The sequence below is a fragment of the Ensifer sp. WSM1721 genome, assembly GCF_000513895.2.
In the GTDB taxonomy this organism is placed as follows: domain Bacteria; phylum Pseudomonadota; class Alphaproteobacteria; order Rhizobiales; family Rhizobiaceae; genus Sinorhizobium.
The window spans coordinates 146,105-160,244 of the sequence record NZ_CP165782.1; the positions used below are offsets into that span (position 1 = coordinate 146,105).

Annotated in this window: 11 protein-coding genes; 9 read left to right on the forward strand and 2 right to left on the reverse strand. The window is 60.1% G+C overall.

The window, feature by feature from the left end:
- Window positions 1-58 precede the first annotated feature (58 nt).
- The 5 genes from M728_RS00655 to M728_RS00675 are packed head-to-tail and all read left to right on the forward strand — an operon-like array spanning window position 59 to window position 4,994.
- Entirely contained in the window at window positions 59-724 is a 666-nt protein-coding gene (locus M728_RS00655; protein ID WP_026619671.1) for a CDP-alcohol phosphatidyltransferase family protein, read from the forward strand.
- Window positions 721-1,332, forward strand: coding sequence for a 1-acyl-sn-glycerol-3-phosphate acyltransferase (locus M728_RS00660; protein ID WP_026619672.1), 612 nt, complete (start codon window positions 721-723; stop codon window positions 1,330-1,332). The genes M728_RS00655 and M728_RS00660 overlap by 4 nt, the downstream gene beginning before the upstream one ends.
- Before the next feature lie 7 nt (window positions 1,333-1,339).
- Entirely contained in the window at window positions 1,340-2,281 is a 942-nt protein-coding gene (locus tag M728_RS00665) for a phosphatidate cytidylyltransferase (RefSeq protein ID WP_026619673.1), read from the forward strand.
- Window positions 2,282-2,337: 56 nt separating this feature from the next.
- A complete protein-coding gene (locus M728_RS00670) occupies window positions 2,338-4,353 on the forward strand; it encodes a sensor histidine kinase (RefSeq protein ID WP_370906455.1) in 2,016 nt (671 codons plus the stop codon).
- Window positions 4,350-4,994 carry a response regulator transcription factor gene (locus tag M728_RS00675; RefSeq protein ID WP_026619675.1) on the forward strand — a complete coding sequence of 215 codons (645 nt, stop codon included), beginning with the start codon at window positions 4,350-4,352 and terminating at the stop codon, window positions 4,992-4,994. Before M728_RS00670 ends, M728_RS00675 begins: the two co-directional genes overlap by 4 nt.
- A gap of 46 nt (window positions 4,995-5,040) precedes the next feature.
- Here M728_RS00675 and M728_RS00680 read toward each other — a convergent pair whose 3' ends face one another.
- Window positions 5,041-6,372 carry a GDSL-type esterase/lipase family protein gene (locus M728_RS00680; protein ID WP_026619676.1) on the reverse strand — a complete coding sequence of 444 codons (1,332 nt, stop codon included), beginning with the start codon at window positions 6,370-6,372 and terminating at the stop codon, window positions 5,041-5,043.
- Window positions 6,373-6,771: 399 nt separating this feature from the next.
- Here M728_RS00680 and M728_RS00685 point away from each other — a divergent pair, with 399 nt between their 5' ends.
- The 3 genes from M728_RS00685 to M728_RS00695 are packed head-to-tail and all read left to right on the forward strand — an operon-like array spanning window position 6,772 to window position 9,245.
- Window positions 6,772-7,203 carry a hypothetical protein gene (locus M728_RS00685; RefSeq protein ID WP_026619677.1) on the forward strand — a complete coding sequence of 144 codons (432 nt, stop codon included), beginning with the start codon at window positions 6,772-6,774 and terminating at the stop codon, window positions 7,201-7,203.
- Between the two features lie 47 nt (window positions 7,204-7,250).
- Window positions 7,251-7,400, forward strand: a complete 150-nt coding sequence (locus M728_RS00690; protein ID WP_080578803.1) for a DUF5989 family protein — start codon at window positions 7,251-7,253, stop codon at window positions 7,398-7,400.
- Between the two features lie 12 nt (window positions 7,401-7,412).
- Window positions 7,413-9,245: a carbamoyltransferase gene (locus M728_RS00695; protein ID WP_026619678.1), complete on the forward strand. Its 1,833-nt coding sequence runs from the start codon at window positions 7,413-7,415 to the stop codon at window positions 9,243-9,245.
- 101 nt (window positions 9,246-9,346) lie between these two features.
- On the opposite strand, the gene M728_RS00700 is transcribed toward M728_RS00695, so the two are convergent.
- On the reverse strand, window positions 9,347-9,946 hold the full coding sequence (locus M728_RS00700) for a hypothetical protein (RefSeq protein WP_156943366.1): 600 nt from the start codon (window positions 9,944-9,946) through the stop codon (window positions 9,347-9,349).
- A 771-nt stretch (window positions 9,947-10,717) separates the two neighbouring features.
- Here M728_RS00700 and M728_RS00705 point away from each other — a divergent pair.
- On the forward strand, window positions 10,718-14,071 hold the full coding sequence (locus M728_RS00705) for an AAA family ATPase (protein ID WP_026619679.1): 3,354 nt from the start codon (window positions 10,718-10,720) through the stop codon (window positions 14,069-14,071).
- Window positions 14,072-14,140: the final 69 nt, after the last annotated feature.

Consider the following 14,140-nt stretch of genomic DNA (forward strand, 5'->3'; position numbering starts at 1 on the left):
GGAGTTGTTTTGAGACAGATTGCAATCATAAATTTGTGAGGGGCTGATTTCCACGAAGATGAGTGTCGCTCCCGACGGCGGAGAGGCTGAAGGGCCGGGCGCGGACCGGCGTCCAATCACGGCGCGCGATAGCGGCTTCGCGCGGCGGCTGACGGCGCTGCTTCTGAAAACACCGGTCACGCCGAACCAGATTTCCCTCTTCAGCATCGTCTTCGCTGCGATCGGAGCTGCGGCTCTCATGTGGGCGCCGCGCTGGCCGTTCCTCTATCTCGTGGCAATTGCCGGCATCCAGTTGCGCCTCCTGTGCAATCTTCTTGATGGCATGGTGGCGGTCGAGGGTGGGCGCGGCTCTCCGGTCGGCGTGCTCTACAACGAGTTTCCCGACCGCATCGCCGATACGCTGCTCCTCGTGGCGCTCGGCTACGCAGCCGGTGCGGGCTGGCTCGGCTGGGCGGGCGCCCTTGCGGCGGCATTGACCGCCTATGTGCGCGTCTTCGGCGGCTCGCTCGGCCAGGCGCAGGACTTTCGCGGCCCTATGGCGAAGCAGCACCGCATGGCGCTAATGAGCGTTGCCTCCTTGCTTGCGCTCGGCGAGGCGATGCTGACAACAGAGCGCTTCGCGCTCTATCTCGCAGGCTGGATCATCCTGATCGGGGCGCTTCTCACCTGCGCGACCCGGACGAGGGCGATCGTCTCGCGCCTTTCGGGAGCGGCGGAGCCTTGATCGACATCGTGCTGATCGCTCTCACGCGGTTTCTCGTCGGCGGGCAGGCACATTGGATCGGCTCGGCGCCGGAGATGCGCCAGCGCATCTATTTCGCCAATCACGCGAGCCACCTCGACGCGCTTCTGATCTGGTCGGCCTTGCCGCGGCGGCTGCGCGCATCGACGCATCCGATCGCCGCGGCCGACTACTGGGGCGCGGGCAAGGTCCGGCGCCATATTGCGCTGAATGTGCTGAATGCCGTGCTCATCGATCGGTCCACGCAGTGGCCGCCCGGGGCAGCACTTGCGCCCTTGCGCGGCGTGCTCGCCGAAGGCGAGTCGCTCATTCTCTTCCCCGAGGGCACGCGCGGCAGCGAGCGCCTGCCCGGACCCTTCAAGAGCGGGCTTTACTGGCTGTCGCAGGAATTCCCGGATGTCGAACTGATCCCGACCTATCTCGACAATCCCTCCCGCGCCTTCCCGAAAGGAACATTCCTGCCCGTTCCCATCAGTTGCACGGTCCGTTTCGGCGGGCCGATCGCTCTGCAAACGGGCGAGGAAAAGGATGATTTTCTTGAACGCGCCCGGGCGGCGGTCGCGGCGCTCGCGTCAGATCCGGTTGAATGAGGCCGCCATGTCCCTGAACGACAAGCTTTTCGTTCTCTTCGCCGGCATCTGCGGCCTTCTCGCCGTGGCATCGGTGATCGGCTTCGCACTCTCGCGCCGGGTGGCGTCGGAGAGCGGACGGGCGACGGTCGACAATCTCAACGCCCGCATAAGGGCCTGGTGGGTGATGGTCGCGATCTTCGCGGTCAGCTTCGGCCTCGGCCGCGGCGTGACCGTGGTGCTCTTTGCGCTCACCTCGTTCTACACGCTGCGCGAGTTCGTGTCGCTGACGCCGACCCGCGCGGCGGATCATCTGCCCCTAGTCGCCGCCTTCTACGTGCTGCTGCCACTTCAGTATTGGCTGATCTGGATCGACTGGTATGCGCTGTTTACGATCCTCATTCCGGTCTACGGCTTCCTGCTGCTGCCGAGCCTCGCAGCGCTGAAAGGCGATCCGGAGCAGTTTCTGCTGCGGGTGTCGCGCATCCAATGGGGTCTGATGCTGACGGTCTATTGCATCAGCCATGCGCCTGCATTGCTGACGCTCGACGTTCCGGGCCGTCCGCGCGAGGGCTTCCTGTTGCTCTTCTTCCTCATCACCGTCGCGCAGTTCAGCGACGTGATGCAATATGTCTTCGGAAAGCTCTTCGGCAGGACAAAGGTCGCGCCCGTTGTCAGCCCATCGAAGACGGTGGAAGGTCTCTTCGGCGGCGGGCTTTCCGCCGTCGCCGCCGGTGCCGCCCTCTGGTGGATAACGCCGTTCACGCCGCTCGAGGCGGCTGCGATGGCGCTTGCCATTGTCGCCATGGGCTTTCTCGGTGGCCTCGCCCTTTCCGCCGTGAAGCGCTCGATGGGAGTGAAGGACTGGGGAACGATGATCTCCGGGCACGGTGGCGTACTCGATCGCATGGATTCGCTGAGCTTCGCCGCGCCGGTGTTCTTCCACCTCACTCGGTATTTCTTTACCTGAAATCAGCGGCGCCAGCTGCCGAACCCAACACCTCCGGCGGAGGTCGTTGCTTCGCCTTGACGAAGCAGCCCCGCTTAAGTGCGAAGGCAACATTGAGTCCGGGCTCCGCAGCCTGTATGGTTGAGTATATCGGTAGTTATATTTTGTGGCACGGGGCGCCGCTCCAAAGTATCTCGGCAAATAGTCGCGCGGCTGCCATTGATCTATATCGAGGTCCTGACCCTAAGATGAGAGCTTCGCGGGCCTTCATGCGCTGTGCATTCGATCTCTCCAACTGGCGGCCCTTCCTGAGCGGTCCGCTCGATAGCATCAGGCTATGGTTTCGCACACTCGCGCATGGGCGTTTCGAAAGCGATCAGGGTGCCGCAATCGGTCGAAAAACGTGGATCAATACATTTCGTGCCCGCTCGGATAAGGTCATTGCCATCGGCCGTGTTATGGCGGCGGTCGGTAGCTTGTTCATCGTTCAGTTGGAGGCGACGAACCCGGCATTCGGCAGCGAGATCGTCTTTGCAATTCTTGCCGTCTATCTCTGCTATGCCGTCGTCGCTGCTTTCCGCGTTCTGAATGCCGAGATCTCGCGGGTTCGCGGAACGTTGATACGCCATGCGGTCGACGTAACTGCCTTCGTCGTCCTCGTGTTTCTCACTCAACGGGTGTCCGGCCCATCCTTCATCTTCACGCCCTTTCTACTGCTTTCCGCGACGCTGCATTGGCGTTGGAGAGGGGCTCTCTGGACCGCTGCCGTATGCTTCGCTGTTCTGCTGTATGCGATGGTTTCCCACACGGCCGTCCTGCGCGATCCGCACGTCGACTCAGCATTGGAATTGTCGCGCATACTCTTCGTGGCGATGGCGGCCACCGTCCTGATCTGGCTCGGTTCCCATCAGGAGGCCGTGCGCGTCGAGCTGCTGCGATTGGTGGAACGGGCACCCGCGCAGCCGGAGGGCCGTGACTGGCCGGCTGCCGCTGCGCTGGATTATGCGGCGCATGTGACACGTGTACCGCGCGCGCTCTTGATCTGGAGCGATGGTGAAGAACCGTGGACCAATCTCGCGGTGTGGGAGAATGGGGCTTCGCACGTTAAACGGTTGCCGCCGGACGCCTATCTGCCGTGGACGGCGGCGGCGCTGCAGCGCGCAAGTCTCCTCGTCACGGATGCGAAGCGCGCGCGCCTGCTCGTCCACCGGGGCGACGGACGGTTCGATCGATGGACCGGTGACGCCCCGCCGATTTCCCCGGCCCTCATCGCCGACTTTTCCATGGCCTCGGCGGTTTCCGTGCAGTTTCAGGTGAATGACCTCGAAGCGCGCCTTTTTCTGCTGGATCCGCCGACGCCGACGCTCGACGACGTGGCGGTCGCCGAGATTATCGCCGACAGGCTGAAGGCGCTGTTCGAGCAAGCCATATTGGTGCGCAGACTGAGCGACGCGGCCGCCCTCGAGGAGCGGCTGAGGATCGGACGCGACCTTCACGACGGCGTCCTCCAATCTCTGGCGGGTACGGCTCTTCACCTCCAGGCGCTGCGTGCATCCGCCGGCGATGCTCCGGAGGAGCTCGATCGTCGTCTGGTCGCGATCCAGGCCATGCTTGCCGATGAACAGCGCGACCTTCGCACGTTTATCCGCGCGCTTGAACCGGGCCAAGACGACCGCCATGCCGGCCAGTCGCCGCTCGCCCTTCAATTTGACGCCCTGGCTGAACGGTTGCGCAAGCAATGGTCGATCGATTTTCACTTTGTTCTGCAGCCGCCAGATCTTCATCTGCCGGCAACGATTATCTACGAGCTCAGCCGCATGACCTCGGAGGCGACTGCCAACGCCGTACGCCATGGCGCGGCCCGAACGCTTAACGTCAGCCTGCGCCTCGATGCGGGAGCCATCGTCTTGACGGTGGACGACGATGGAAAGGGCTTCGGCTTTGACCGGCGGGTCGAGCATGCGGAGCTGGAGAGCGGCAAGCTCGGCCCGCGTAGCCTGCGCGAACGCGTGGCCGCCCATGGCGGACAACTCATAATAGACCGGGTGGAACAATGGACGCGGATAATCATCAGGATCCCGACACATCGATGACTCTGCGCATCGTTGTCGTCGATGACCATCTGATCATCTTGGACGGCTTGCGCCGTTTGATCGAAGCCGAGTCGGGCTGGTGCGTCGTCGCGACATGCAGAAGCGCTCGACGCGCGATCGAGGTCGTCACGACCGAAATGGTCGATCTCGTGGTCCTCGATCTGCGGATGCCGGACATGAACGGGATCGAACTCATTCGTCGCCTCCGCAGCGACCGGCCGGATTTGCCGCTCATCGTTCTTACCGCCGATATCAGCGACGAGCATCTCGCCGAAGCTACGCGGTATCGTGTCAATGGTATCGTACTCAAGGAGCAGGCGCCAAGTGCGTTGGTCGAATGCATCCGGGCGGTAGCGGCCGGTCGCACCTGTTTCACCGATCAAACATTGAAAGCCGCGCTTGAGCGGATCCGTGAAGGCGACGTCGCGCGTGAGCAGGTTCTGGAGAAATTGACACCACGCGAAATCGAGGTCTCCCGGCTTGCGGCCGCAGGGCTGCGCAGCCGAGAGATCGCCGCCAGACTTGGAATCGCACCGGGCACCGTCAAGCTTCACCTCCATAGCGTTTACAGTAAACTCGACATCACCACGCGTGTGGAACTCGCCAACCTCTCGCGAAGGCTGCAGCTTGGATCTGATTGATGCGATTGCCGGCCTGCGCGAAACGTTGTGCCGGCCGTTGGCCAATTCATTTAATTACGGCGATATTCTTCGGGCTTTGTTCGATCGCTCCCAGGTGGCGCAAGATCACATCTGCGGCAAGACTTGCGCCCTCACGGCTGAAATGATGGTCCGGGGCATACATACGCGCAGGTTCGGGATGGCTGCGAAAAGCTTTGTGGAGATCGACCACTGCAATACCTTCTGCTTTAGCCGCATCGAGCACCATCGTCTTGAGTTGATCGATGATACGATCCGACGAGAGCGAGCCCATGAATCGGTCGGCCCTCGGCACATAGACCAGGGTAAAAGTGCCGCCCCAGCTCTCGGTCAGCGCTTTCGCACGGTTCAACGTATCCCTGAACTCCGGTATGGTGTGAGCAATCTTCGGGTAGATCACCCCAAGCTGCGTGAAAGTTTGCTGCAGGGCGACGAAATTGCGGATCATGGCGGTTTTTGAAACCAAGTCGGCCATCGTTACCGGCCGTTTGTTTCGCTCTCCCATTATCATCCGGGCGGCTCGCATGGTCTCTTGCGCGGTCGACTGCGATCCGAAATTTGCCTCCGATGAGAGCGCGGCGCGGAGCCATGGCACCGTCAGCTCCTTCTCGAGATTCTCCCAGTCATTGCCTTCGAAGAACGCCATCATGACGTGCCGGGGCCGGAGCTCCTCGCCGAAACGGCCCAGCATCGCGAGTTCGAGCAGAGGACCGTTTCCCCTTATGCCTAAGCTTACAGCGGCAAGGCCGCCGTTCCGCAACTGCGATGCAAGGTCCTCGCCCGGAGGCAGGCAGAAGCCTTCAACAAAGGAATCCCCAAGGAGCACCAAATCCAGCTTGCCGCCATATACCTGGTCCGGATTGTTGAAACCGTAGCGGTCTGCGGTGTAGCTGACGATGTCGCTTTCCGATGTGCACAGCACCACCTGCGACGACGGAAAGCCAGACAGCAAGGCTTTAGAAAGCTCGTCGGTACCGGACCGACGGTTGAGGTCACGAAGCGTAAAGCCACGAACGGCATTCGTCATGCGCCCGAGCGTTTCGGCTTGCGCTTCGCTCAGGCGACCGAGCATCCCCAATTGAACCGAGAGGCCCTTGACGGTGAGCATTGCTTCGAAAAGGAACAGGCCTGCTAATACGCTCAAGCCGCAGGTGCCCACCATCACGGACGAGCGGGGTTTTGCAAACAGACCAACGGCCACGAATGCAAATCCCAGCAGTCCGGGTATTATCACATAGCGCATCAGATGCGGGGTCAAAGATGCGAATTGTCTAAAGTGCAGCAAAGCGTAAACGGGACTGATCAAAAGGTACAAGCCGAGGAGCCCACATAACAGGAGCCCAAGATGCCGCATCTTCATGACATGCGTCCTCTCTCGCAAATCCGTCAGCGCATCGTGCCGTCTTCGACCGCCGAAATCTTGAGCATTGCCTGTCTTGCCTTAACGATTTGGGAGCCTGTAAAGAGGCTCGTCGCGCCGAAATACTTAATTTAAAGAGCAGATCAGAACTTGTGTTACGATGTGTTTTTGCAGACCGAAAGTTACCGATTTTTCGTGATGATGTCTCGCAGAATTTAGCGCAAGAGCTTAAAGCCTCCTGATCGCTGCGCTACAGTTGAACAGGGCTCTAGCGCCTATATCCAATGGTATATTGACCGGATTGACCGCGTCGGTTCTATAGTTCTCATTTTCTGAGTGCATTGCGGTCCAAGATGATATTTGAGAGGTTTAGCACTGACTTCCAAAGGAAGTGCCAGAATGAACAGTTCGCACGAAGCTTTTCTCGAGCATACGCCTGAGGGGCCTTCCAATAGAAGCTTCGGTTATACGGTCGGAGGCATTCTTCTCGCCTTCGTGCTGGCACGATCGCTGATCACCGGTTCGCTCTCGCTCCTTACGACGACGCTTGCCGTCATTGGTGCAGTCCTTGTCATAGCGGCGTTCGCCTTTCCCGACTGGCTTTCCTTGCCGAACCGGCTCTGGACCAAACTCGGTCTGCTTTTGTTCAGGGTCGTCAATCCGGTGGTGATGCTCGCGATCTATGTCACCACTTTCGTGCCGATCGGCCTTTGGTTGAGGTGGCGCGGTTACGACCCGCTCGGCGCGTCGTTTGATCGATCAGCCGGCACGTACTGGAAGACGCGACCCTCGCACGAACCCCAACCGGCGACCATGCGGAATCAATTCTGATACGGCAGGTGTGACGGGGAGCCATTTGATCGGGGAGGAGAAACGAGATGGAACTGGTACGTGAACTCTGGACCTATATGGGCGTCCGCAAGAAGTTCTGGCTCCTGCCAATATTCATCGTGCTCGGTGTTTTCGGTGCGTTGGTGGTCTTGACCCAAGGCACGGCAGTGGCGCCGTTCGTCTATACCTTGTTCTAGTCCGAGCTGTTCATGCGTATTCTCGGTATCTCGGCGTTTTACCACGACAGCGCAGCAGCGATGATCGAGGATGGGCGCATCGTTGCCGCCGCTCAGGAGGAGCGCTTCACGCGCAAGAAGCACGACCCTGGCTTTCCGGCCAATGCCATCGATTACTGCCTGGCCGCGGCCGAGTGCGACATGGCGCAAGTCGATCATGTCGTCTTTTATGACAAGCCGTTCCTGAAGTTCGAGCGGTTGCTGGAAACCTACCTTGCGACAGCTCCCAAGGGCTTTCGCTCGTTCAGGATGGCGATGCCGCTCTGGATCAAGGAAAAGCTGTTTCAGAAGAAGCTGTTGCGCCAGCAGCTCGGCAAGCTTGCAGGATCGAAGCACTGGACCGGCTCCCTTTTGTTCACGGAGCATCACCTGGCGCACGCGGCCAGCGCTTTCTTTCCTTCTCCCTACGCAAGCGCCGCGGTCTTGACGATGGATGGCGTCGGCGAGTGGTGCACGACGTCACTCGGCCATGGCCGCGGCAACAGTCTCGATATCTTAAAGGAGATACGCTTCCCGCATTCTCTCGGGCTGCTTTACTCCGCGTTCACGTACTACACGGGCTTCAAGGTCAATTCCGGCGAATACAAGGTGATGGGCCTTGCGCCTTACGGCCGCCCGCTCTTTGTGAACAAGATTCTCGACAACCTGATCGATCTGCGGGAGGACGGCTCGTTCAGGCTCGATCAGCGTTACTTCAACTACTGCACAGGCCTGACGATGACGTCACCGGCCTTTCATCAACTGTTCGGGGCCGAGCCGAGAAAGCCGGAATCCCCTTTGACTCAACGGGAAATGGATCTGGCCGCCTCGATACAGGCGGTAACGGAAGAGGTCGTCATGAGGCTTGCCCGCTTCGCCCGGCGGGAAACAGGCGAGCGTCATCTGTGCCTTGCCGGCGGCGTGGCCCTGAACTGCGTGGCAAACGGCAAGCTCCTGAAGGAACGCATTTTCGACGACATCTGGATCCAGCCCGCCGCTGGTGACGCGGGTGGGGCGGTCGGCGCGGCGCTTGCGGCCTGGCATGGATACCTCGCCAAGGATCGCGTTCCCGCTGAACGGGATGGGATGGCAGGCGCCTATCTCGGGCCGGCCTACGATCAGGCCGATATCGAAAAACGCTTGAGGACGGCGGGGGCGATTTACACGGTGCTGGGCGACGATGCGCTGATAGCGGCCACGGTGGATTCGCTTGTCCAGGAGAAGGCGGTCGGATGGGTGCAAGGGCGCATGGAATTCGGGCCGCGCGCCTTGGGCGGCCGGTCGATATTGGGCGATCCGCGTTCGCCGACAATGCAGAAGACACTCAATCTCAAGGTCAAATACCGAGAAAGCTTCCGTCCCTTCGCTCCCTCGGTCAGGCGCGAGGATGTGGCGGAATGGTTCGATATCGACACCGACAGTCCGTATATGTTGCTTGTGGGAGATGTACTCGATCGGCGCAGACTGCGCCAAAGCCCTGACGAGGCAATGCTGTTCGGCATAGACCGGTTGAACGTTCCGCGTTCAGAGATTCCAGCCGTGACACATGTCGATTATTCGGCGAGGGTACAGACGGTGCATCGGGACACCAACCCGCGCTATTGGGAACTGCTGACCGCGTTCAAGGAGAGGACCGGCTGTCCTGTGCTCGTCAATACGAGCTTCAACGTCCGCGGCGAGCCTATTGTCTGCACTCCGGAGGACGCCTTCCGGTGCTTCATGGGGACGGAGATCGAGTGCCTGGTTATCGGCAACTGCTTTCTGCGGAAAGAGGATCAACCCGCGAACCTCAGGCAGGACTACAAGGAGACCTTTGAGCTCGACTAATGCATGTCGCCAAAGTGTGCAGCGGTTTGGGGCAACGACATGCGCCAAAAACAAAGATCTTTTAACGTCGAGCACAATCGTTTTGGTCAGACAAGCCGCATTCAAAACGACGCACGCGGTCGGGATCTATTGTCAGGATCAGTTGAAGCTCCGGTCATTTTTGCCGCGTCAAGGACCGACCGCTGCGCCGATCGGACGCCAATCGAAGCGAGCTGGTGCCGCGATTGGCATGTCATTTTCGGCTTCGAATGTACTACGCGCGGACGGTTGCCGAGCAGCGGACTTCCAGGCTGTGTTTGACTTTTACCGCAACCGTCGGTGCCCGACGCGGGCGGTTGGCGCAGAGCCCGGCTGTCCAACTCGGCGATGGCCGCAGTTACGGGCCGAACGATACCCTGCCGAGCGCCATAGTAAACCGTCAGGCGGCGAAAGGTTCTGCTGGCGGCAAAAATCTCCTCGGCGGACTGCACGGCCTCGCATACGCGAGCTTTGTCGCGGATGTCGATGTAGAGCACGCCAGGGATCAATATCGGCAACGTGCTTACGATCGGATCCAGGACCAGGTCGATCGACTGGGGAGTCACGCCGTTCAATATGAATGCCACGAGACGGTCTTGGCTAGCCCAATAACCTGCCAGTATCAACTGAACAGGGACAATGCCTTTGGTGTCCGCGATCTCAATGACACTTCGCGCGTGCATGCCCGCCGCCCTCATAAGATGCGCCGCGGTGCCTGGGTAGGCACGCGGCGCCGCGCAAGAACGCGTTTAATTCAATATGAAAAATTCACCTGAGCGCCATATCGATAGTTCCAATGGGGCGGATGTTAGCGCCTTCATGGACCGAGCACTATATGCCCATGGATATAGGCTGCGCCTGATGGCAGACGTGGGGGAGGGCGCTGCTCGCAACGGCAGGAGGTCAGGCGGCGGCGCTGCTGAATCACGATGATTTTAGGAAAGAGATGGTGCCGCTTACGTGACTCGAACACGTGACCCCATCATTACGAATGTTAAATGCTGCGATCTCTCCATTTCCTAATTATGCTTTTGAGTTCATATTTTTCAATATGTTAGCTGTAGACAGGCGAAATTTCAATCGTGAGATCGGCTGGCTTTTGCCGATTTTCTGCTTAGAGATCGCACTAATCTCGTGCCCAGTGGCAACGAACGGCCGAGCGCCCTCGTGAGGGAGCTACACATGGTTAGGTTGAAATAGTCGTAATTTTATCCGCCGCATTTCGAACTTCATAAATTCTTCAGTGGCCGCATAGGGTCGATTCTTCCGGTTCGCATCCGTCGCAGAAGGGTGGAAGCGTGCCGTTTGAAGCGTTACCGGGAACGAGCGAGAAGCGCCCATTTGCGGCCTCGAACCTCATCTTTCGAACGTGCCTTTTCCCTGCCCCTCTGCGGTGATTCTGCGGTAGAATGTCGAGCCTTTCGCTCCGGGCAGACGGAGGCAGGAGGAGCCCCATGGACGTCGGCGCCTGGCTGTGCGATCTCGGGCTCGCGCAGTACGAACAGGAGTTTCGCGCCAACGACATCGATGCCGAGGTCCTCGCCGACCTCACGGCCGAGGATCTCATCGCGTTAGGCATCACCTCGGTTGGCCACCGCCGAAAACTCCTTGCAGCCATCGCCGCCCTCCGCGACGGCGCCGACGCGATGACCGCGGTGCCAAACGCCGAGCGCCGCCAGCTGACAGTTATGTTTGTTGACCTGGTCGACTCGACCGCGCTCGCGTCAAGGCTCGATCCCGAGGAGATGAGTGAACTTCTGCGGGCCTATCGGAACGCAGTGGCGGCCGCGATTACGCGTTTCGAAGGGCACATCGCCAAATATATGGGCGACGGCGTGCTGGCTTATTTCGGTTACCCTCGAGCCCATGAGGACGAGGCGGAACGTGCGTTGCGCGCTGGCCTGGCAGTGGTCGAGGGCATTCACCGCCTTAGGCCGAAGCACGATCTGTTGCTCGAGGTCCGCGTCGGCATAGCAACGGGCGCGGTAGTGGTAGGAGAGCTTATCGGAGCCGGGGAGGCGCGGGAGAGGTCTGTCGTCGGTCAAACACCAAATCTGGCAGCACGGTTGCAATCACTCGCCGGGCCCAACGGCGTCGTGATCAGCCGGAGCACGCGCCGCCTCGTCGGTGGTCTGTTCGACCTTGCCGACCTCGGCTCACAGGATATCAAGGGGTTCGCCAAACCAGTGCGTGCCTGGCGAGTGATCGGCGAGAGTCAAGCCGAGAGCCGTTTCGACGCGCTGCACGCGGCCGGCCTTACGCCCCTCGTTGGCCGCGAGGAGGAGCTGGCATTGCTGCAGCGGCGATGGGACCAGGCCCGGGATGCCGAAGGCCAGGTGATCCTGCTCTCAGGGGAGCCGGGTATTGGCAAATCACGCCTCACGCGCGCTCTGCAGCAACGATTGGACGAGATCGCCTACACGCGCATCATGCACTTCTGCTCTCCGTACCACATAAACAGTGCACTCCGTCCGATTATTGATCACCTGCAGCGGGCGGCCGGGTTCAGCCGTGACGACGATGACGAGCAGAAACTCGCAAAGCTGGAGCAACTGCTGGCGCAGTCCACGGCGGACGTTAAAGAGGTCGCACCCTTCTTTGCGGCGCTGCTGTCGATTCCGACCGGCGGGCGTTACCTGCCGCTCAACCTCGCACCAGAAGAACAGATGTCAAAAACGCTCGATGCGCTCGCCGATCAGGTGGAGGGTTTGGCGCGGCGGCGACCGGTGCTCGCGCTGTTTGAGGACGTGCACTGGATCGACCCGACAACGTTGGAGCTACTTGAGCAGCTCATCGAGCGTGTGCGCAGTCTACCGGTTCTATTGGTGATCACGTTCCGGCCCGAATTCAGACACTCCTGGACCGGTTATCCGCATGTCACGTCTCTCACGCTGAATCGGCTCAGTCGCAAATCGGGTTGCGCGATGGTCGAACGGCTGACCGCCGGCAAGACATTGCCGACAGAGGTGCTGCAGCAGATCGTCGCAAAGACGGATGGGGTGCCCTTGTTCGTCGAGGAGCTGACCAAAAACGTCCTCGAATCCGGACTGCTGCGGGAAGAGGGTGGAAGCTACATGTTGGCCGGCCCCCTGCCACCATTGGCAATACCAGCAACTCTTCAGGACTCGCTTACCGCACGTCTCGATCGTTTGATACCGGTCAAGGAGGTGGCACAGGTGGGCGCGATCATAGGCCGGGAGTTTTCCTACGAGCTGCTCGCCCTGGTGATTCCACTTCGCAACAACGAGCTACATGAGGCACTGGCGCGGCTCGAGGAATCGGAACTGGTCTATAGGCGTGGGACGCCGCCGCACGCCACTTTTGCGTTCAAGCATGCCCTTGTTCAGGAAGCCGCATATGAGAGCCTGCTCCGCAGTAAACGGCAGCAAATGCATGCTACTGTTGCGCGAGCCATAGAGGAGCACTTCCCTGAGAAGGCGACGACCCAGCCGGAGATACTCGCCCGCCATTACAGCGAAGCCGGCCTCGCAGAGCAGGCAATCTGCTATTGGTTGAAAGCCGGCCAGCAAGCGGCGGAGCTCTCCGCCAACGCAGAGGCGATCGGCCATCTGATGAAAGGTCTGGACGTTCTAAAATCAATTCCCGCATCGCGCCGGCGCGATGAACTTGAGCTGAACCTCCAGACTGCTCTCGGCATGCCGCTCATTGCCACGAAGGGCTACGGGGCTGGAGAGACCGGTGCCGCCTACTCCAGGGCGCATGAGCTTTGCGAGCGGTTGAGCTGCAGTGACAAGCAGCGTTTTCCGATTTTGTACGGTCAATGGGCTTACAATGGTGTCCTCGGCAAGTGGTCGAAGGGACGCCAACTCGCAGAGCAATTCGTGGCTCAAGCCGAACACGGCGCGGATCTGGCCATGAAGGTGGTCGGCCATAGGATTCTCGGACTCTCGCTCGCGCATCTTGGAGATTTGCGGGCGGGCCGCGAGGAAATCGAGCAGGCACTTTCGTTTTTCGATCCGCACCAACACCGGGTGCTCGCCTTCCGCTTCGGACAGGATCAAAGGGTAGCCGGCCTCGCTTATCTGTCCGTGATCCTGTGGCTGAGCGGCTTTCCCGATCGCGCGTCGCACGCAATGGACTGCGCTCTGGAGGAGGTTGGAGAGATCAAGCACCTGAACAGCCGAGGGTATCTATTCGCCTGGGGTGCCGCAATCCTGGCCCATTTCCGCCGAGATGCGGCGGCTGTCCGACGGTCCGCAGACGCGCTAATATCCCTCTGTGAGGAGCACGGGCTGCTTATGTGGTTAGCCTATGGAAGGGTCTTTCGAGGTTGGGCATCCGGCGCTCAGGGACGACCTTCGGAGAGTATATCAGAGATCACCCAGGGAATTGCGGATTGCCGCGCGACGGGAACACTAAGAGATGCGCCTTATCACCTGAGTTTGCTCGCGGAGACCCTGCACCGCGTGGGCAAAACGGAGGCAGCCCTGGAGGCTCTCCAGGATGCTCTCGGATTTGTGGCGAAGACCGAGGAACGCTGGTGGGAGGCAGAGCTCTACCGGTTGAAGGGAGAATTGCTGCTCTCCCTCGCCACTTCAGACCCGACTGAGGCTGAACCATGCTACCGTTCAGCGATCGAGGTAGCTCAAATCCAAGGCGCGAAGATGCTTGAGCTTCGCGCGGCGACAAGCCTTGCCCATCTCTGGCAAAACCAGGGCAAGTGTGCGGAAGCCTATCGGCTCCTCGCGCCCGTTTATGAATGGTTCAGCGAGGGCTTCGATACTTCGGATCTCAAGGAAGCGCGGTCGTTACTCGAGACACTTGCAGACGGAAAACGATCAGCTTAGGCCCAAAAAAGCAGCCACCAGACTGGATTAGGCCCCCCGGATCACAGACCGATATTGCGAATCCAGAGA